This is a genomic window from Pseudoclavibacter sp. Marseille-Q434 (assembly GCF_050315415.1).
Taxonomy (GTDB): domain Bacteria; phylum Actinomycetota; class Actinomycetes; order Actinomycetales; family Microbacteriaceae; genus Pseudoclavibacter.
Genome location: NZ_JBNPQH010000001.1, coordinates 129,176 through 148,041 on the forward strand (window position 1 = coordinate 129,176; position 18,866 = coordinate 148,041).

Sequence of the window (18,866 nt, forward strand, 5' to 3'; positions counted from 1 at the left end):
CATGTCAAACGGTCGAGCAGGTATCGCGTCACGCGCGTACCGCCTCCAGTACCTGAAGTCGAAGCAGTGGCACGCCAGACGCGCCCGGTGGTTCGACCAGAACCCTGCCCAGCACCAGTGCTGCGTGTGCAAGCGGATGGAACCGCAGGCCAAGCGCCGCCTCGAGCTGCACCACATCGACTACCGCGGTGTGACGCAGCTCCTGAACGGCGGATGGCTCGCCAACGAACGCGACGAGGACCTGCTGCCGATGCACCCCCTCTGCCACCGACTGGTGCACGAGCTCATGGACAACGACGGCGCGCTTCGCTACATGCGCAGCCGCAAGGAAGCCACGCTGCTGGCGATCGCCAAAGTGCGATCCCGCCTGCGCAACCTGATTGGAGCACGATGACCGCCGACGACCACAACCCGGACGAAGCAGATCTGGACGAAGGGGACTTCGAATTCGATGATGACCTGTTCCCGACCGACGTGGACCCGGCCAATCGCGGCGAGGTCGTGCCGGGCTTGTACCCTACGGTGCTGGCCTGGCAGCGCTTCGCCGTCGAGAACGCCGACGTCGACAAGGAATGGACGGAGCTCGCGAAGTTCGTGCGCTGGGTCGTCGTCCGCTACGAACTCGACAGCATCCCCGAGTGCTGGCACCTGCACGGTGCACTCGTGGAAGAACTATCGGCGTTGAAATCTGCACACATCGCCTCGTTCGATGCTGGGGACTCCGGCATCGGCCCGATTGGCTGGCACGAACGATTCCACCTGGCACAGCAACGCATCAAGGAGTGGTATCGCGGCGACTGCCGAGACGGGCATATGCCTTCAGCCAGGAAGTGGGCCGAGCTCGGCACCGACGAATGGGCGACGTGGATAGACGGTGGGTGGCGCGAGCTGATCGAACCCGCCGTGGCTGCCTCGCCCCGCCAGGGGGCAACGGCATGATCACGGACACGCAAGGCAACGCACTGGCCGCAGCCGTGGACGTCGTCCTCGCTCTGCTCGCTGCCGCTGAACGCCGCTCGAGCTTCTCATCACCCGGTGAGGCCCCAAGCGACTTAGACGCAGAGAACGAACGCAAGAAACGCGAGGCGATGGCCAGAGAGCGAGCGCGGTACCGGTCGCTGCGCAAGCGGATCGACGCCGACGAAAAACACGGCGTGCCCGTTGCTCTCGATGCCCTGGACCTGGCCCTGGGGGTACGTCCTACGACATGGATTGACGACAACGATGACACGGAAGAGTTGTACAAGCTCTACGTCGAGAGCTTGTAGGCACCAACCGGTTAGAGGCTGCATTCGCTGGTGACATGACAATGCCCCGTTCGTGTCGAACGGGGCATTGTCGACTCGTCCAGACGGTAGGAATCTGTCATCCGCGCGCTGGACTATCCGCGGGCTACCGTCGAGAGGGACTCCAAAACGGCAGCCTTGCGCCAGTTGTAGGGAGGTAAGGTCGATCTATGGCTAGTAGCACTCCGATCAATAGGGCTCTCGGCCTGATCCCCAAGCGAGCCGAGCAGCAGGCTGACACGGAGTTGCGTTCGACTTTTGAAGACTCTGGTGTTGTGCAGAGCCTGGAGAGCATTGACAACCAGATTGTCTACGGACGTCGAGGAACGGGCAAGACGCACGCGCTTCGGTACCTAGCCACCACGCTCGCCGGTGAAGAGAACATCGCGGTCTACGTAGACCTACGCACCGTGGGTTCTCCCGAGGGGCTCTACGAGGGCGCGGAGATCGGACCAGTTCAACGAACCGCCCGCTTGCTAGTTGATCTGCTGACTTCAGTACATGATTCGATCTTCGCCGCGGCCGTGGAAGACGAGGGGCTGGGATCTGACTCGAATTTCGTTGCTTCGCTCGATGGTCTTCTAGCCTCGATCAGCACCATCCGCTTGGACGGTGAGGTAGAAACAACTAGCCACCAAGAGAACTCGACCAGCAACGTAGGCAAGTTCAGTCTTGGTCTCGGCAGTAAGCGTGGCATCGAAGCCGATGTTGCTGCCGAGAGTGGCGACCGTCATCAACGGCAGGTCACCGAAACTCGAAAGGGTGGCGAGAAACTTGCCATCAACTTCACCGACGTCGCTCGCGCCCTGCGTGCGCTGGCAGATTCACTCTCCGTGCACCGAATCTGGATTCTGCTCGACGAATGGACGAGCGTCCCACCCAAGGTTCAGCCCTATCTCGCGGCCTTTCTGACTCGCTGCGTGCTTCCGCTTCAATCCTTCACTGTAAAAATTACGGCTATTGAGCAACAAGCAGTCTTTAGGACCGTTGCCGATGACGGCACCGTAGTTGGGTTTGAGGTCGGAGCGGATATCACCGCGAACCTGAGCCTCGATGACTTTATGGTTTTTGAGCAGGAGGAGGATCGGGCACGCGAGTTCTTCCTCCGGCTCTTCTATAAACACCTCACTAGTGGGAAGTTCTCGAGCACCGTCAACGAACTGCATGGTGAGACGGACCTGATCACACATGGCTTCACGGACACTCGCGCGTTCGACGAGCTTGTCCGTGCAGCCGAAGGTGTGCCGCGAGACGCCATCAACATCGCCGCAATCGCTGCGCGTCGCGCGAATGACGGGCGCATCTCCATCCCTCACGTTCGAACAGCAGCTCGGCAGTGGTACCAAGGGGACAAGGAGCGGGCCGTGCGTGATCTGCCCGGTGCCCTGGATCTGCTGAACTGGGTCATCGACAAGGTGATCCGGGACAAAAAGGCCCGCGGGTTTCTGGTCAATCAGCGCGATAGCGGAGCTGATTCGTTACAAGCGCTCTTCGGTGCACGAGTTTTGCACCTGGTGCGCAGGGGGTATTCAGCTCAGGATGCCCCGGGCGAGCGTTTTGACGTGTACGTGATCGACTATGGGGCGTACGTAGACCTGATCAGCACGAAAAATGCCCCTCTGGGAGTCCTGCCGATCTATGGCGAAGGTGACGAACTTACCGGAGACTATGTGGATGTGCCGTCGCAGGACTTGCGCGCACTTCGAAGGGCTGTCTTGGATCTCAAGGAATTCAAGGGCGAGTAGGTTTTGATTCGTCCGAGACGTTGATCGACGCCGTTGGCTGAGGTCTCGTCAGGTGCGGTCAGCTGCCGAACGCGACCCTCCGAATAGCTCCACGCGCGGGGTCGAGACCTTACAGATGCAACTTTGTGGTCGTCATCCTCTCCTGCCGGAGACGTTTCCCGTTCGAACCGAACGGAATCGTTGGCGCTAAGCGAGGTTCGGTCGGGGACGAGCTTGAATCGTTAGCGTCGAGTGGTTCGCGCCCAGGCGGCTGAGTACGCCCGGTGCTGGCCCCCGGCCTTTGAGAGCGGTGTGGAGTGCGAGGGCTTCGCGGGTGTCGACGTCGACGAGGTGGTCTCGGTCGTCCAGGCGGATCGCCAGCTTCCCGTAGCTGGTGTACGACCTGTCAGCGGGGGGTGCTGCGGCTCGGACGGTGCAGGGGATGCTCCCCGCGGCGTCCGCCTGGACGGCGAGGTGCACAGTCACGGGAGGGACGGCCTCGCGGAGGGGGCGAACGCGCCGTGCTCTCCTGATGTTGCTGCGCACCCGCACAGCCTAGGAGCTGCCTCTCCCTCGTCGTGGGGATTGCCTGCGGAGTTCCTGATGCGTGCGTTCTCCGCGCGTGTTTGGGGGAGGTGCGGGCAATAGCTACTAGAGGGTGACACGGGAAGCGTGCCCCGCCAGTAGGAAGGGGCAGCTCGTGCCCGCGTTCGAGACAGACATGGCAGTTGAGGGGAACATCACCACCACCCCCGAGTTGAAGATGAAGGGCGAGCAGGTCTACACGCGGTTCCTGCTCGCGAAGAACGATCGCAACAAGGTCGACGGGGCCTGGGTCAACGGGGAGCGCACGTCAGTTCCTTGCGTCGCGTATGGGCAGGAGGCGGAGATGATCTGCCGCACGTTCCAGAGCGGCGACCTGGTCGTCGCCGCGGGCCGGTATGTGATGGGTACTCGCAACGGGAAGCCCAGCAACCAGTTGACGGTCAAGCTCGTCGGCCCGTCGCCCCGGTTCGCGACGGTGCACATCGACCGTGAACGCCGCGCCGCGCCCGAGACGGGCCCGGTGGTGGAGGTCACGACAACGTGGGCGACGAAGACGCCCGGCTCGGGCCTGGAGTAGGTGTCCGTCATGGAGCGAACGGTCGAACTGGTCTCCACCCCGGACTGCCAGCAATGCAAAGCCACGGAACGAGCCTTCGAGAAGGTAGGCGTCGAGTACGAGAAACGTGACGCGAGCGTGGATCCCGAAGCTGCTGCGGAAGTCAAAGCACTCGGCTACTTCCGCGCCCCCGTCGTGCTCGTGAAGCTCGACGGCAAGCTCATGACGCATTGGGGCGGGTTCCGGCCGGACAACGTGAGCGTTCTCGCCGCCTCCCAGAAGCCACGCGACGTCGAGCCTGTGCGGCCCGTCGACGTGCACGCGGACGAAGCGCGTGCAGCGCTCGATCGGCACCGCGTCGCGGCCTCCGTCGCTGGGGCGTCTCGGTCGATCTGACGCGACCCCAGGGCCTATCCGGCTCACTACACCCGACTAACAGAAGCCGGGCATTATACACTACGGTGATTCTAGTGCTGCGGCGTCTTCTTCACGAGAAACGAAGGATTCATGGCCCGCAAGGGAAAGCGCAGCACTGACTGGAATCAGATGGCGTTCGACATCTTCGGATTGCCGGAGTCGGTGGCCGATGCGAAGGTTGCCGCAGCACAACACGGAGGGATGGACGATGAGCCACAGGTACGAGTCGAACGTGCGGGACTACCTGCAGCGAGCGACGCCACGGGAGTGGGCCGCGATGCAAGACCGGGAGCAAACGGTGGTGAGCCTCGCGTCGCAGATCCGCGAGATGGTCGAGCAGACGGAGAACCAGCTGCTTGGGCAGACGTCTTCGAACCCGGACTACTTGCAGGAAGTGGGTCGGCGAAACCAGGCCAAGCGCACGGCCGAGGAGATCGCGTTCGACCAGATTCTTCACGAGGCGTACCCAGCAGAGGAGGCGGACGAGAACGAACCCGAGCCGATCACGGGACCCCTGTGGTCGAACTCGGACGAGCTACCACCGAACTTCCGCAGCATGCCATCGCTCGAGGGGATCGACGCGCGACTCCGGGAGCTGCCACAGACGTGGACCGAGCTGACCACGATGAAAGTGGTGCTCGAGATGGACGGATCGAACAGCCCGTCGTGGGCAGACGTCCCGGGCCGGGAAATGAACACGGGGGACCTGGGGCACGCGATGCACTTCCTGCGGGAGGAGCGGATCGTGGTGGCGTTCCTGTTAAGCCTGGACTGGCCGCAGTGGCGGGCGATTCGCCCGAGCCTGGAGCGGGTCGTAGCCGAGCAGCTGCAGCAACCGCTGTGGGACCTGCCGTGGGAGAGCTTCTTCGCGATCATGCGCGACGAGCTCAGAGCGGGGAACCCGCAGCGGATCCTGCAGGAGCAGCTGCTCCCGCAGTAGCGTTCCGCGTCGAGTCGTCGGCGCAACTCGCCCCGTCGGGTCCGAAGGCCCGGTACGCGGCGAACATCGCGGCGATCCGACTCGCGTTCCAGCTGCGGGACGCCGAGCGGGCCGCGACCGCAGACGAGCAGCAGCTCCTGGCACGGTACTCCAGTTGGGGTGCCGTGCCAGGCGTGTTTAATCCCGCCGACGGGGTCTGGGGCGATGAGTACACGGAGTTGCGTGAGCTCCTCAGCCAAGATGCGTGGGCGCAAGCACGCCGCACGACCCTGAATGCGCACTTTACCTCCCCGGAATTCACGACAGCCATGTGGGACGGCCTGCGCGAGCTCGGCTTCGACGGCGGGCGCGTACTCGAGCCAGGATCCGGGCTCGGCACGTTCATCGGCACCGCGCCGGACGGGGCGCGCATGACGGGCGTGGAGCTCGATGCGACCACCGCGCTCATCAGTCGTCTCCTGCAGCCGCAGGCGGAGATCCGCACGGGGAGCTTCGCGGACGTCCGCTTCCCGGATGGGTACTTCGACGCGACGATCGGCAACGTCCCTTTCGGTCAGGTGAAGCTGCGCGACGCGCTCCACAACCCGGGCCGCGCGCTGTCGCTGCACAACCACTTCCTCGCGAAGTCCTTGCACCTGACCCGCACGGGCGGCATGGTCGTGGCGCTCACGAGCCGCCACACGCTCGATGCGGCCGACGATTCCGCCAGGCGTCGTCTGTATGAGCTCGGAGACCTGGTGGGCGCGGTCCGCCTGCCCGAGCGAGCGCACAAGGAGCTGGCCGGCACGGACGTCATCACCGACGTGCTCGTGTTCCGCCGCCGCGAGGAGGGCGCCGAACGCGGCGACGCCCGCTGGCTGACCGTGGCCGACGTGGACACCGAGGGCGACGTGCCGGTGGCCATGAACCGGTACTTCCACGCGCACCCGGAACATGTGCTCGGGAACGTGTCCGCGGACATCGGCCGCTTCGGGCCGGAGTTGCGGGTCGTGGCGGAGGATGCGTGGGATGCGGCCCCGCTGCGGGAGGCGTTGTCCGGCATAGCGCGGTCAGCGGTCATGGCCGATCGCGGCATGACCGCCCGGACAGCGGACGCGGACACCGCCGCGGATACGGCCATGACCGACGATCTGACCGCAGCCCCAGAAGGAGCGTGGGAGGGCACCCTCCTCGAGCAGGACGGCGGCTTCTTCGAGGTGGCCGGTGGCCACCTCGCCCCGGTCAAGGTGGCCAAGGCCGCGTTGACCGAGCTGCGCAGCCTCGTGGCCATGCGGGACCTGTCCCGCGATCTGGTCACGCTCGAGGCGGAAACGTTGGAGGACACCGCGGAGCTGGCCGAGTTCCGGGTCGAGCTGCGCGCCACGTACGAGGCACACCTGGTTGCGTACGGTCCGGTCAGCCGTGTCAAGCTCATCGAGCTCAAGAGCGTCGACCCGGACACGGGTGAGCCGCGCGTGCAGCGCCGGACGCCTCCCGCGACGCGCGCGTTCCGGCAAGACCCGGGGGCGGCGCTCGTGTTCGCGCTGGAGAACTACGACGAGCAGGAACAACGGGCGACCCCCGCGGGCCTGTTGCTTGGCCGTGTCCGCGCGCCGCGGCCTGTGGTCACGAGCGTGGACACGCCAGCGGACGCGGTCGCGGTCAGCCTTGACCGGCATGACCGCATCGACGTTGAGACCATAGCCGGCCTTTTGGGCGTCGACGAGGAGCTAGCGCGCTCGCAGCTCGACGGGCTCGCGTTCGAGGATCCCGCGGACAACGTGCTGCAGCCTCGCGCCGAGTACCTGTCCGGGAATGTCCGCGTCAAGCTGCGCGAGGCGAGAGCTGCCGCGTTGGAGGAGCCGCGCTTCCAGATCAACGTCGCGGCGCTCGAGTGCGTGCAACCAGCGCCGCTCGGCGTTGAGGACGTGTACCCGCAGGTCGGGGCGTCATGGATCGACTCGCAAACGTTCCAGGAGTTCCTGCAGGCGCGCTCCAATGACCGGAACGCGCGTGTGGAGCGATTGGGAGCCTCCGAGTGGCGCGTCACGGGAGCCACCTTCGGTGTCGCGAACACGGACGAGTACGGCACGGCCCGTCGCCCGTTCGGCAAGCTCTTCGGCTCGCTCCTCAACATGAGTGAAATCAAGGTCACGGACCGAGACCCAGACGGTCGCGAGATCCCGAACCCGGAAGAGACCGCGGCCGCGCTGGAAAAGGCCGACGAGATCCGCGAGAAGTTCCAGGACTGGGTGTTCGATGACCCGGAACGAGCATCCCGGCTCCTGGCGATCTACAACGAGCGCTTCAATGCGATCGCGCTGCGGGACTACTCCACGGAGGGGCAGGCGCTGCAGCTGCCTGGCTTGGCGGAGACGTTCACGCCGCATCTGCATCAGCGGGCGGCGATCGCTCGCATGATCGCGGAGCCCACGGTCGGGCTCTTCCATGAGGTCGGGGCGGGCAAGACCGCGGAGATGGTGATCGGCACCATGGAGCTGCGCCGCCTCGGGTTCGTGACCAAGCCCGTCGTCGTGGTGCCCAACCACATGCTCGAGCAGTTCTCCCGCGAATGGCTCCAGCTCTACCCATCGGCGCGCGTCCTGGCCGCGGATTCGGGAGACGTGACGAAGGAGAACCGGCGCAGGTTCGTCGCGCGAGCGGTCACGAACCCGTGGGACGCGATCATCATGACCCGCACCGCGTTCAAGGGCATCCCCGTCTCGCCCGAGTGGGAGGACACCTACAGTCGCCGCGAGCTCGCGGCGCAGTCTTCCTACCTCGACCGGGCCGTGGAGTCCGGGTCCATGACGATCAAGGAAGCCGAAGACGCTCGCAGCAAGCTCGAGCAGGAGATCGCGAAGCAGGATCCGTTCGTGCGAGACCACGGTGTCGCGACGTTCGAGCAGATGGGCATCGACTACCTCGTCGTGGACGAGATGCATGACTTCAAGGGCCTCGCGATCGGCAGCAAGCTCAAGGGCGCGAACATTCCCGCCGTGTCGGGTCGCGCCACCGACCTGCACATGAAGATGGAGCTGCTGCGCGCTACCAGCGAGACGGGACGCATCGCGACGGTGGCCACGGCCACGCCGCTCTCGAACTCGCTGGTCGAGGCGTACACGATGCAGCGCTACCTGCGCCCCGACCTGCTCGAGGAGGCGGGCGTGCACGACTTCGACGCGTGGGCGGCGACCTTCGGGGAGCTGCACACGGAGATGGAAGTCGACGTCGCGGGCGGCATGAAGACGCAGACGCGGCTGAGCCGGTTCAAGAACCTGCCCGAGATGCTGCGCCTCTGGCGAGTCGCCGGTGACGTGAAGACCGCCGCGGACCTGAACCTGCCCACTCCCGAGCTCGCGCTCAACAGCAAGGGGCAGGCCCGCCCCGAGATGGTGATCGTTCCGGCCTCTCCCGCCGTGCGGGAGTACATCGGGGAGCTGCGCGTCCGCATCGACAAGCTCACCCGCGCCGACAAGAGCGACAACATGCTCCGCATCAGCTCCGACGGCCGCAAGGCCGCGCTGGACGCGGAACTTGTTGGCCTGTCCGACGACGGAGCGGAGACGAAGATCGACCGCGCAGTGGAGAACATCGCCCGCATCTACCGGGACAACGCGGTGAACTCGTACGCGGATCCCGACACTGGGAACGACGCGGCGCATAAGGGTGCGCTGCAGATCGTGTTCCTGGACCTCGGGACGCCGAACAAGGACCGCGGCTGGTCCGTGTACGAGAAGATGCGCGATCGCCTCGCGGCTGCCGGCGTGCCCCGGTCGGAGATTGCGTTCGTCCAGGACGCGAAGGGCAGCGCCAAGAAGGCGGCACTCTTCAAGGCTGCCCGGGACGGTCAGGTGTCGGTGCTGTTCGGATCGACGGAGACGATGGGCGTCGGCACGAACGTGCAGCGCCGTGCGATCGCGGTCCACGACATCGACTGCCCCTGGCGCCCATCCGACCTGCAGCAGCGGGCCGGACGCATCATGCGCCAGGGCAACCAGAACGACGTCGTACAGCACTACCGGTACGCGACGTCGCACTCCTTCGACGCGTTCATGTGGCAGAAGCAGGAGCAGAAGGGCCGCTTCATCGCCCAAGCCATGCGCGGCGACGCTCGCGTGCGCGACCTGGAAGATATCGGCACCGCCGAGCTCGAAGCGGGCGAGGCGAAAGCGCTGGCCACCGGAAACCCGAAGCTGGTGCAGCACGCGCAGCTGCGCACCGACGTGACGAAGCTGCGCCGCTTGGAGCGAGCCCACGCTCAGTCTCAGGCGACGCTGCGAATGACCGTCGACAACGCGCGAGCTCGCGTTTCCCGGCGCGAGCGGGAGATCGAGCAGTTGGAGTCAGCCTTGCCGCACCTGCGCGATCTCGACGGCGACCGCTTCTCCATGACCGTCGGACGCGGCACCTTCTCGAAGCGCACCGAGGCAGGGCAGCAACTCGTGCGGCTCTTTCACCGCGGCGGGATCCCGCAGGGACGCGGCGGCTACTCCACGTCCTCTGCTCGCGCTGCCGTGGGCGAGCTCAGCGGCATGACCGTACTCGCATCCCAAGGGAGAGAGTACGGGCAGCGCCTCGTGTACCTGGAGCTCCAAGACGTCCCCGGCAGCGAAATCAGCACCGACGCGGAGCGGTTCCTGCAGAGCCCCGAAGGCGCGGTCACGCGACTCGCCAACCGCGTCGCCGCGATCCCTGCAGGGCTGGCCGAGCGACGCCTCGACCGTGACGAGAAGCACCGAGTCGCCACGGAAGCCGAGGAACGCATCGGCTTGCCCTTCCGCCGAGCTGACGAGCTGCGCGACAAGTGGGCCGCGTTCCAGTCCCTCAGCAAGGAACTTGCCCGCGAAGCAGCTCGTCCCAAGACCCCCGAAGAGCGTCCCGCTCGCCCGGTCGACATTCACGCCGACCACACCCACACCCGACCCGTCAGCGGCCCCGCTGGCGCGTCCATCTGAAAGGAACCCTCATGAGCCGTCGATACCGCAAAGCGGTCGAACAGTACCTCACCACCCACGCACCCACAGCCCTCAAGCGCTCGAACGACCCGAAACAGCTCATCAACACGTACGCCGCAGAGATTGCTGACGCGGTGAGAGACGACGTGGACTTCGTGGCGGTGAACAATCTGGAGCGACCCACGCGTGAGCTGCGTACCCGCGTCGAGCGTGTCGTGTTCCCCGTCATCATGACGCGCGTCGCGCCACCCGAGCTCGAGAAGGCCAAAGGCATCGTCGAAGCCGAGACCTTCTATGTCGCGCTCTCCGACACCATCACCAGCGTTCCGACGCCGATGCGGTTGCGCGCGATGGAGGCCTACGACACGTTCCGGTGGGACACGAACCAGCCCGTGTTCCTCGTGAGCGGCGAGGTCGCGACGTCTCGGGAGCAGATCGACCAGGACCACCAGCTGCAGCGGGCGGCACTGCAGCAGTTGCGGCAGCTCGACGGGCAGAGCCTCGCCGACACGGAGGACTTGATCACAGCGGCCCTCGGCCGGGACGGGGCGAAGGGTCCGTGGGGGTCCGCGACGTGGGCCGGGACCGTTCGTGTCATGACGCAGGAGATCGCTGCTGGGACCTTCGAGACGCCCTCCACTCCGCCGCAGCTCGTGCGCTCGGAACTCGAGGAAGCCGGTGAATCCGAGATGTACGCCGGTCGCAACGAGGTAGGCGACCGCTTCCGACTCCGCACCCACCTCTACAACCTCGCAAACCCAGGCCAGGAGATAGCCGAGCGGATGCCGGACGCGCTCCGGGCGACAACAGCCGCGACCCTGGACTACGACTTCGTGCAATACACCGTGCAAACCTTCCAACGCGACGCGGATCCCGCAACGCGAGCTGCCGTGTCCGTGCTGCAAACGATCCGCCCAGAGCGCGTGGAGCAGCTTCGCGACCTGATCCGGTACGAGCACGTCGCGCCGGGAGCTGACCACCAGCGACTGTCCACAGCCAAACTCCTGGAATCGATCAAGGAGGAAATCGACGGGAACACCTTCACGGCCCCCAGACAACGTCCGCACACGCCCGCCTTCGGGGACCACCACGGTCACCTCGACAACGATGAGCGGGACGAATACTGGGAACGAGCTGCAGTCGGCTACGCGCGTGACATGTTCCGCGCCGACGCCTACGAGCGCAGCACGGCCAGACCCAACGACATCCACGCGACAGCAAGCATGCCGCGCCCAGCATCGTCCGAGGCCGTCGCCGGCCCGAGCCTCTGAGGGAGACGCCATGATCACGAAAGCCAACGCCGCCGTCGAACGGACGGTGCGTAGCTACTTCACGGACGGCCCAGTCGTCGACGGATTCGAGGACGTTGAAGACCAGGAGAATTTCCTGCACCACGTCGCGTGGAGCGCCACCCGGGAGATGCGCGCGCACGCCGTCGAATACGTGGCACGACGAGGCCAGACCGGAGACCTCAAGGACGTGAAGCGCAGCGCCGGACGCCGCGCGCTGCGTCTCGCCGTCCCGATCTGGCTCGAGTCCCGCTACCCGAGGCACGACCCGGCCCGCACAGCGCTCCCCTCACAACTGCGGCAGTCTGTGCGCGAGGGTGGCATGCCATCTGAGCAGCTGCTCCAGCTGCGCCACGAGCTCCGCGTGGAGCAGTTCACGCACGGCGAGTGGACCCTGCACACGCTGCCACCCACGAACGCATTCGGGTCTCGCCCCGGCCCCTACGCGATCGGCAAGCGGGAGGCACCGGTGCAGACGCTGGAATGGCTGGATGCGGCGTACCAGTCGGAGCTCGCGAGCGTGCGACTCTTGCGCGACCTCGACGCACATCAGTGCTCGGACCTCAGCGGGCTCGTGCGCTTCTCCAGCGGCCTCGACCGGCCCGAAACCGCTCCCTGGTCGACCTACGCGCACGTGTTGCAGGAAGAACGCGCGCGAGGCGGCCTCGCCGCCTACCTCGTCTCCCGGATCCCCGAAGTCGCGCCCGTGACCCCCGCCGTGAAGGCACTGTCCGACGAGTTCCGCGCCTACGCGCACGACACCAGCCTTGCGCGGCTCGCGCTCTTCAACAACAACAACCGCATCGAGCGTCGAAAAGTCGACCAGGTCGAAACCCTGCACAACGCACGTGGATACGGCATCCTCCAGTTCGAACTCAACGGACCCGCCCGATCCATCGCCATGGGCAACAAGCTGCTCCGCCAAGACGAGGCCGAATCAGACCGCCTCCGCGACGTCCTCTGTACCCCGTTCGCGCGAACAGAGGAGCTACGGCAAGCGACGAGAGGTCTCGACCTTCACAAGCTCGCCAAAGCGTCGACGGGCATCCGGTTCGGCAACGACGCGCGGTCCACCGTGCCCACACCCGCTGCAGGACACGCGGGAGTGTCCATGTAGTCCTTGTGCGAGCGCATGGGCTGGCTTCCCCGATCACCGGTGCAGCCGAACAACGACGATGCGGCCCCGGAGCCACCATGGTTTCGGGGCCGCGTTGTCGATGTAGCGCGAATGTCGGTGCTGACCCCTACGGCGACGTCATGGACGCTCTGGGGCGTCGTTGATCACACGGCCTTCGATGCGATGGGCGAGCCGACGTGCCACGGTAGTGGCAGGAGCGCCATTTGGTGGCCGACCAACGCTCGCCTGAACGGCCGACGGGACCGAGATCGAGAGGCTGGAGGCCCTGAGCGGTGGCACGCAGAGCCGCGTCCGCATGGGGTCGTTGGGAGGTCGCAATGGGGCTCACGTGCGCTCGCGCTGACTACCTATCGATCAACGCGACACACGCCAGCCGTGCCACGACCTCCGCACGCTCGAGCAATCGCTTCATGCCCGGGCGCTCGATCGCGGTCCGACTCCCGGACGTCACGTCGGTGAAGACGTCGCGCTTCTGCACGCCGACGCCCAGGAGTGCGTCGAGCTGAAGCTGCGCATCCTGAGACGCGGTACTGGCGCGGGTATAGCCAAGGGGCTCCACTCGGACAGTTTGCCTCAAATATTCCCTCGCTCATGGAGGCTGAGACGATTCACGATGAGGCGAGTTTTAAGACAAGTCGGATCCCGAGTTCACGGGGGAGTTGTCGCAACACGAGCAAACTGCCGCGGTGTCTCGGAAACCTAATGATCTCTGGCCCACCTGCAATGGCAGCAGACTTTTCCGTAGCGCTCCTGGCACGCGGATGCTCCCACTCGAACCCCGAGTAACCAGAACCAATGCCACGATAGAGCTGACAGCGCAGCCGAAACACCAACAGCATTCAGGGTGATCATGAACGCAACCAACCCGTCCGCAGCTTCGACTTTGCCCCGTGCCTGTCGAGGTCGAGTGACACCTGCCGTGATTCGAATCCAGACTCGTGCATCGCTCGGATTAGACCTAGCCATGGTCTCGACGTCCCGGTGACTAGAGAACACACGGAGGTCCCTGCGCCTCTAAGTAACCCTGAGGTCGGCGACACCTCCGCCCGCCTCAGCCCTCGCCGACAGTCGTTCGATCCAACTCCTGGTGCCGCCGGCCCCAAGCAATTCTCCAGAGACGATGCGACGCGAGTGAGCAGGGCTCTTCTCTTGCTCGTTCGCGCTCTCGAGCTCACGACATTCGAGACTGCGGCAGACCCGCCACCTCATGGCAGCACTGCAGACCACCTCTGGCGGAGTGCCGAAAGAAGCTACGCGCTTGATGGGTTCATCACCATGCAGTACGCGAATATGTCTGCGCTCGATCATGTTCGTGGATTTGTCGCTCTGGTGCGTACCCCCACCGTGCACTCCACGGCTTTGGCCACGATCGCGCGAGGTGCCCACGAATCGCTCGCTCGCACGTGGCACCTACTCTCACACTCCGGTGATAAGGACTTCATCTACCGGACCATCTGCCTCCTGCGGTCGGATTTACGCTATTCGGCACTCTTGAACGGAGCTCTGCGAACACGAGACGGCGACGCAGTGGATCCAACGGCCAAGCGTGCGTTCTACGCCGCCGAACTCACCCGGTTGGGCCTCCCTGCCCAAGCGCGCATGGACATGTCAACAATGGTCGCGGCCATGCTCGATGCTGAGTTCAGCGGTGACGGCGGCCGTGAGTACTACTCCGACTTGTCATCCATCGCCCATGCTCAACGACTGGGCCTGAACACGTTCGTGCTCGCAGACGACGAGGGAAAGATCTCTGGCCTAAGTGCCCCGCGTGCAGTTGTCGTTGAATTGGCAGTCCATCTGATCGGAGCGATCTACGGAACAGGGAGACAGTTCATCGCTTTCTACGGCGACCAGACACGACACGTTGAGCATATGGAGACTGCTCTGCAGCGCTCCTTGCGGGCCATCGATCCGATCACGAAAAGCATCTGGCCAGGACGGGATGAGGCCAGTACCGCGTAATCCAGTCGCACAGAGTCGCGGAACCCTAGGGTTACGCGACAGTGCCGATGAGACACCGGACCGGGGGAGCGGGCGGCGGAATCTCGCGGCGGTCAGATTCTCAAAACCATGTTTCGTAACCAACTCACCCAGGACGTGTCGCGGGGGTCGGTTTTGCGAGACGTATGGTGCATGAATGACCAAGCTCATCGAACCCTCGCATGTTGCAGTGAATGCAACTGTCCGTGCTTGCAATCGATACCTATTCGGCTCCTTCGGTGTCGAAGTGTTCCGACCATAACAGCGTGATCTCGCGGATGCGGAGATCTGGGTTGACACAGTGATGCACTGTCCCATACTTTGTTGCATCTAATGCAAGATTTTGAGGCTTCTCCAGCGGCGCTTCGGCTGATCACGTCAGCATCGAACGTCGCACTGGCGAACCCGGAAGCGCAGGTTTTCAGTGCGATGATCGATGGTTGGCGGAACCAGCAGCTGTCGCGCGGGCTCCGTGAGCAGACGATCCGGAACCGGACGGCGACGGTGACACGGTTCCGTGATTTCGTGGACAAACCGCCTTGGAGGTGGACTGTCGCGGATGTGGATGAGTTCACTGCTCAGTCTGGCGGTCGCACTCGGACGTTGTCGACGATGCGCGCCAACCATGGGTCTATCCGTGGGTTCTGTGACTACCTCACGAACCCGTTGTACGACTGGATGGAGATCTGCGATCGCGAGTTTGGGGAGGTCCCTTCGCAGGTGTGCCTGCCGTGGAACACCGTGGCGCACCGGTTCGAGTTCGAAGGCCATGGGAAGCGTCGCCCGTTCACGTACGACGAGATCGAGCGCCTGTTCGATACGGCCGACGCCCGCGTCGAGCTGCTCGTGAGTTCCGGGCGAAAGAGTGCGCTCGGCGCGTTGCGGGATGCCCAGTTGCTGAAGACGGTCTACGCGTTCGGTCTGCGCCGCACTGAGGCGGTGATGCTCGATACCGTCGATTTGCACCACAACGCGAAGATGCGCTAGTGGGGCCGCTACGGCGCGGTCCACGTGCGATGGGCGAAGGCGGCGGGCGGTGGCGCGCCACGACGTCGCACGGTGCTGCTGGTGCCGGAATTCGACTGGTGGGTCCCCGGCATGCAGCAATGGCTCGAGCAGCCCCGGGTCCGTTTCGCGCCCGGAGACGACCTCGACGCGCTCTGGGTGACCGAGCGCCGCACGCGTCTGTCTGCTGGGTATCTCGATCGGAGGTTCGCAGAGTTGCGTGATGAAGCCGGCCTGTCGAAGGACCTGACGTTGCACAGCCTCCGGCACTCCTATGTCACGCACCTTCTGGAGTTCGGGTACGCCGATCGATTCGTCCAAGAGCAGGTCGGGCATATGCATGCCTCGACGACCTCGATCTACGCCTCCGTCAGCTCGGACTACAAGAACCGTGTGCTCGCCGAAGCGCTGAAGGCCCTCATCGAAGGAGAAGCTGATGACCGTTGAGCTCGACACCGGCTGGAATCTGCGCAGCGTGATGGCGTCGCGCGGGATCTTCCAGACCTCCAAACTGAAACCCCTACTCGAAGAGCGCGGCATCGACCTGTCCCGGGAGCAGGTGTATCGGCTGGTGACTCAGCCGCCCCAGCGGGTGCGTCTCGACGTGTTGGCGGCGTTGTGCGATGCGCTGGAGTGCTCGCTCGACGATCTCGTGACGATCACTCGCCGGGAGGCCTCGACCCCGGTGGCGGTGGGTGAGGAGGCGACACGGGGGGCGATCGGTGATCTCCGTCCTGTTCGCGCGGCGATCCGTCGGCCGCGTACGAAGTAGCCGCGGTGGCCAAGCCTCCGCAGCTGCCGCGAGTCGCTGAAGTCGTCGCTCTCGTCCGCCCTCTCGTTCCCGAGATCTCTCCCGAGCGACTCACTGAGATCGTGCATACGGTCGCGCCAGTACCCCTCACGCAGCGGCTTCTTGAGCTCGCGCTGATCAAGCAGCCCGGAGTCCTGGAGGGGCAGCATGCGAACGTGCCAGCGACCGTTCAGAATCTGGCCCATGCGCTGGTCAAAGAAGGGGCGAGCCGGGTGGTGTTGCCGACGTGTGAGTCCTGCGGACGCGCGGTGAGAATGCCCCACAAGACGCCGGGCGGTGGTCGGCACTGCTCCCGATGCGAGCGGAAGGCCCGGTCCGTCTCCTGCGCGTCCTGTGGCCGGGTCCGGCCCGTGCAGCGCACCATCGACGGACAGCGTTTCTGCCGTGACTGTTGGCGAGCCGACCCTCGATCGTTCGGCGACTGCTCGCGGTGCGGTCAGCACGCGACCATCGTCGTCCGTCGCCCGGAACTCGTCTGCCTGGCCTGCTACACCGCACCGATCAAGACCTGTGGTCTTTGCGGAGAACCTGGCCGCGTCGCCTCGCACCTCGACGGACGACGAGTATGCGCGCGCTGCTACTACGCGATGCGCAGACCCCAACCTTGTCCCGAGTGCGCGCGCAGAGTGTTCCTCACCGGGTTCATGAATGGCCAGAAGGTCTGCGCCGACTGCGCGGGCACTCCGATCACGATGGCCTGCCCTGGATGCGGCTCGATCGAGGAAATCCGCAAACATCACCTCTGCGTCGAGTGCCGCCGGCCCGTCGCGATCCAACAGCTGCTCGCCGACGATGCGGGAGAGATCCGTGAGGATCTCCACCCGCTTGCTGACTATCTGCTCACGCACCATGGCAAAGCGGCGTCGCTCGAACGCTGGCTGCACAAGAGCAAGTGCGCGATGGTGCTCCGCGAGCTCGCGGACGGGACCCTGCCGCTCACCGCCGAGGCGATCATCACCCGAGCCCGGTCGGGACAGTCGGTCGCGTTCCTCCTCTCACTGCTGGTCCGTTCCGGCGTGCTGCCGGAGCTCGACGTCGAGGGCACGCGCTTCGACCACTGGCTCAACGACTGGCTCGGTGGCATCGACCATCCCGAGGACCGGCTGATCCTGCGCCGCTACTGCACCTGGGAGCTCCTCCGATCCACTCGGACACTGCGCAGCGCGTCCAGCCCTGCTTCCGGCTTCCAGAGGCAGAGGGCTGCACTGAAGTACTGCGCCGCGTTCCTCGGGGAGATCCGGGCGCAGCAGGAGACGCTGGCGACGTTCCCGCAGCGCCTACTCGACGCGTATCTGACCGATTCGCCTAGCCAACGCGACGCGCTGGCACCGTTCACTCGCTGGCTGCGAAAACACCGGCTGAGCACCCTTCGGGTCGAGTTTCGAGCCCATCGCCTCGAGGGGCGAGACTACGCCTCTGATCACCGATGGCAGATGGCCCGCAGGTTCCTGTCCGATGCCGACATGGACCCGAAGACCCGGGCCGCGGGTCTCCTCGTGCTGCTCTACGGGATCCAGCTGACCCGCATCGTCACGATCACCCGGGCACAGGTCGACACGAGCTCGCGGCCCGTGACGCTCACCGTCGGGGCCGAGCCGATCGAGGTCCCCGCGATCCTCGGCGACGCCATCGTCGAGCTCGTCGATGCCACAAAGGGCCATCCTGAAGGGTGGTCGTTCCCCGGCCGGAACCCGGGCCGTCACCTCACCCCGGGGCCGCTCAGCCGTCGCCTTCGCGCCGAAGGCCTGCTTGCCGGGAGCGCCCGCACGACAGCGCTCATCGAGCTCACCCGGCAACTGCATCCCCGGATCGTCTCGGATCTCCTCGGCATCACGACGGCATCCGCTGCCTCATGGTCGCGTCTCGCCGGTGGCGAGTGGTCCGATTACCCGGCTCTCCGCTCCACCCACCCCTGATCAAGCATCACCCGTCAGAGCCGGGCCGGAAATCGCTTCGCGCAGTTGCTCGACGGTCGGAGAGCCTCCCAGCCCGGCAGGGGTACGGAACACCCGGCAGGCGAGCCCGACCGGCGTGTGCTCGTCGGCGAAGGGATCGACGCCGTCGACGAGGACGGTCGGTGACCCGTGGAATCCGAGGCGCTCGGCGTCCTCGGCGGTCTCGACCAACTGTCGTGTGACGCGGATATCTGATCGACCGTCGAGCAGCTCAGCAAGCCGGCGGTCGAGTACTTCCCAGTTCGGGCAGCCGTCGAAGTACTGCAGGGTGATCTCCATGGT

The 18,866-nt window shown here is 65.2% G+C and carries 17 protein-coding genes; 15 read left to right on the top strand and 2 right to left on the bottom strand.

Going from position 1 to position 18,866, the window contains the following annotated elements; genetic code table 11:
- Position 1 precedes the first annotated feature (1 nt).
- The 10 genes from ACQFZP_RS00650 to ACQFZP_RS00695 all read left to right on the top strand — a co-directional run bounded on the left by ACQFZP_RS00650 (position 2) and on the right by ACQFZP_RS00695 (position 12,812).
- Positions 2–394 (top strand): hypothetical protein, encoded by a 393-nt coding sequence (locus tag ACQFZP_RS00650; protein ID WP_211890014.1) that lies wholly within the window; start codon positions 2–4, stop codon positions 392–394.
- On the top strand, positions 391–939 hold the full coding sequence (locus ACQFZP_RS00655; protein WP_211890015.1) for a hypothetical protein: 549 nt from the start codon (positions 391–393) through the stop codon (positions 937–939). Before ACQFZP_RS00650 ends, ACQFZP_RS00655 begins: the two co-directional genes overlap by 4 nt.
- Positions 936–1,268: a hypothetical protein gene (locus tag ACQFZP_RS00660; protein ID WP_211890016.1), complete on the top strand. Its 333-nt coding sequence runs from the start codon at positions 936–938 to the stop codon at positions 1,266–1,268. Before ACQFZP_RS00655 ends, ACQFZP_RS00660 begins: the two co-directional genes overlap by 4 nt.
- Positions 1,269–1,456: 188 nt before the next feature.
- On the top strand, positions 1,457–3,031 hold the full coding sequence (locus ACQFZP_RS00665; RefSeq protein ID WP_211890017.1) for a hypothetical protein: 1,575 nt from the start codon (positions 1,457–1,459) through the stop codon (positions 3,029–3,031).
- A 679-nt stretch (positions 3,032–3,710) separates the two neighbouring features.
- Positions 3,711–4,133, top strand: coding sequence for a single-stranded DNA-binding protein (locus tag ACQFZP_RS00670; RefSeq protein ID WP_211890018.1), 423 nt, complete (start codon positions 3,711–3,713; stop codon positions 4,131–4,133).
- A gap of 9 nt (positions 4,134–4,142) precedes the next feature.
- Positions 4,143–4,508, top strand: a complete 366-nt coding sequence (locus ACQFZP_RS00675; RefSeq protein WP_211890019.1) for a glutaredoxin domain-containing protein — start codon at positions 4,143–4,145, stop codon at positions 4,506–4,508.
- A gap of 229 nt (positions 4,509–4,737) precedes the next feature.
- The gene (locus ACQFZP_RS00680; RefSeq protein WP_211890020.1) at positions 4,738–5,469 is read left to right on the top strand and encodes a hypothetical protein; all 732 of its coding nucleotides are present in this window, start codon (positions 4,738–4,740) and stop codon (positions 5,467–5,469) included.
- Positions 5,382–10,406 carry a helicase-related protein gene (locus ACQFZP_RS00685; protein ID WP_211890021.1) on the top strand — a complete coding sequence of 1,675 codons (5,025 nt, stop codon included), beginning with the start codon at positions 5,382–5,384 and terminating at the stop codon, positions 10,404–10,406. Before ACQFZP_RS00680 ends, ACQFZP_RS00685 begins: the two co-directional genes overlap by 88 nt.
- Before the next feature lie 11 nt (positions 10,407–10,417).
- A complete protein-coding gene (locus ACQFZP_RS00690; protein ID WP_211890022.1) occupies positions 10,418–11,677 on the top strand; it encodes a hypothetical protein in 1,260 nt (419 codons plus the stop codon).
- Between the two features lie 10 nt (positions 11,678–11,687).
- Positions 11,688–12,812 (top strand): hypothetical protein, encoded by a 1,125-nt coding sequence (locus ACQFZP_RS00695; RefSeq protein WP_211890023.1) that lies wholly within the window; start codon positions 11,688–11,690, stop codon positions 12,810–12,812.
- A 364-nt stretch (positions 12,813–13,176) separates the two neighbouring features.
- Here ACQFZP_RS00695 and ACQFZP_RS00700 read toward each other — a convergent pair whose 3' ends face one another.
- Positions 13,177–13,392, bottom strand: coding sequence for a recombinase family protein (locus ACQFZP_RS00700; RefSeq protein ID WP_374100734.1), 216 nt, complete (start codon positions 13,390–13,392; stop codon positions 13,177–13,179).
- Positions 13,393–14,108: 716 nt separating this feature from the next.
- Between ACQFZP_RS00700 and ACQFZP_RS00705 the strand changes: the two genes are divergently transcribed.
- The 5 genes from ACQFZP_RS00705 to ACQFZP_RS00725 all read left to right on the top strand — a co-directional run bounded on the left by ACQFZP_RS00705 (position 14,109) and on the right by ACQFZP_RS00725 (position 18,545).
- On the top strand, positions 14,109–14,795 hold the full coding sequence (locus ACQFZP_RS00705; RefSeq protein WP_211890024.1) for a hypothetical protein: 687 nt from the start codon (positions 14,109–14,111) through the stop codon (positions 14,793–14,795).
- A gap of 351 nt (positions 14,796–15,146) precedes the next feature.
- Positions 15,147–15,800: a hypothetical protein gene (locus tag ACQFZP_RS00710; protein WP_283245112.1), complete on the top strand. Its 654-nt coding sequence runs from the start codon at positions 15,147–15,149 to the stop codon at positions 15,798–15,800.
- Positions 15,801–15,872: 72 nt separating this feature from the next.
- On the top strand, positions 15,873–16,265 hold the full coding sequence (locus tag ACQFZP_RS00715) for a tyrosine-type recombinase/integrase (protein ID WP_307852711.1): 393 nt from the start codon (positions 15,873–15,875) through the stop codon (positions 16,263–16,265).
- Positions 16,255–16,590, top strand: coding sequence for a helix-turn-helix domain-containing protein (locus ACQFZP_RS00720; RefSeq protein WP_058631822.1), 336 nt, complete (start codon positions 16,255–16,257; stop codon positions 16,588–16,590). The genes ACQFZP_RS00715 and ACQFZP_RS00720 overlap by 11 nt, the downstream gene beginning before the upstream one ends.
- A 683-nt stretch (positions 16,591–17,273) precedes the next feature.
- A complete protein-coding gene (locus tag ACQFZP_RS00725) occupies positions 17,274–18,545 on the top strand; it encodes a hypothetical protein (protein ID WP_249311982.1) in 1,272 nt (423 codons plus the stop codon).
- On the opposite strand, the gene ACQFZP_RS00730 is transcribed toward ACQFZP_RS00725, so the two are convergent.
- Positions 18,546–18,863, bottom strand: a complete 318-nt coding sequence (locus ACQFZP_RS00730) for a hypothetical protein (RefSeq protein WP_058631820.1) — start codon at positions 18,861–18,863, stop codon at positions 18,546–18,548. It abuts the gene before it with no gap.
- Between the last annotated feature and the right edge of the window lie 3 nt (positions 18,864–18,866).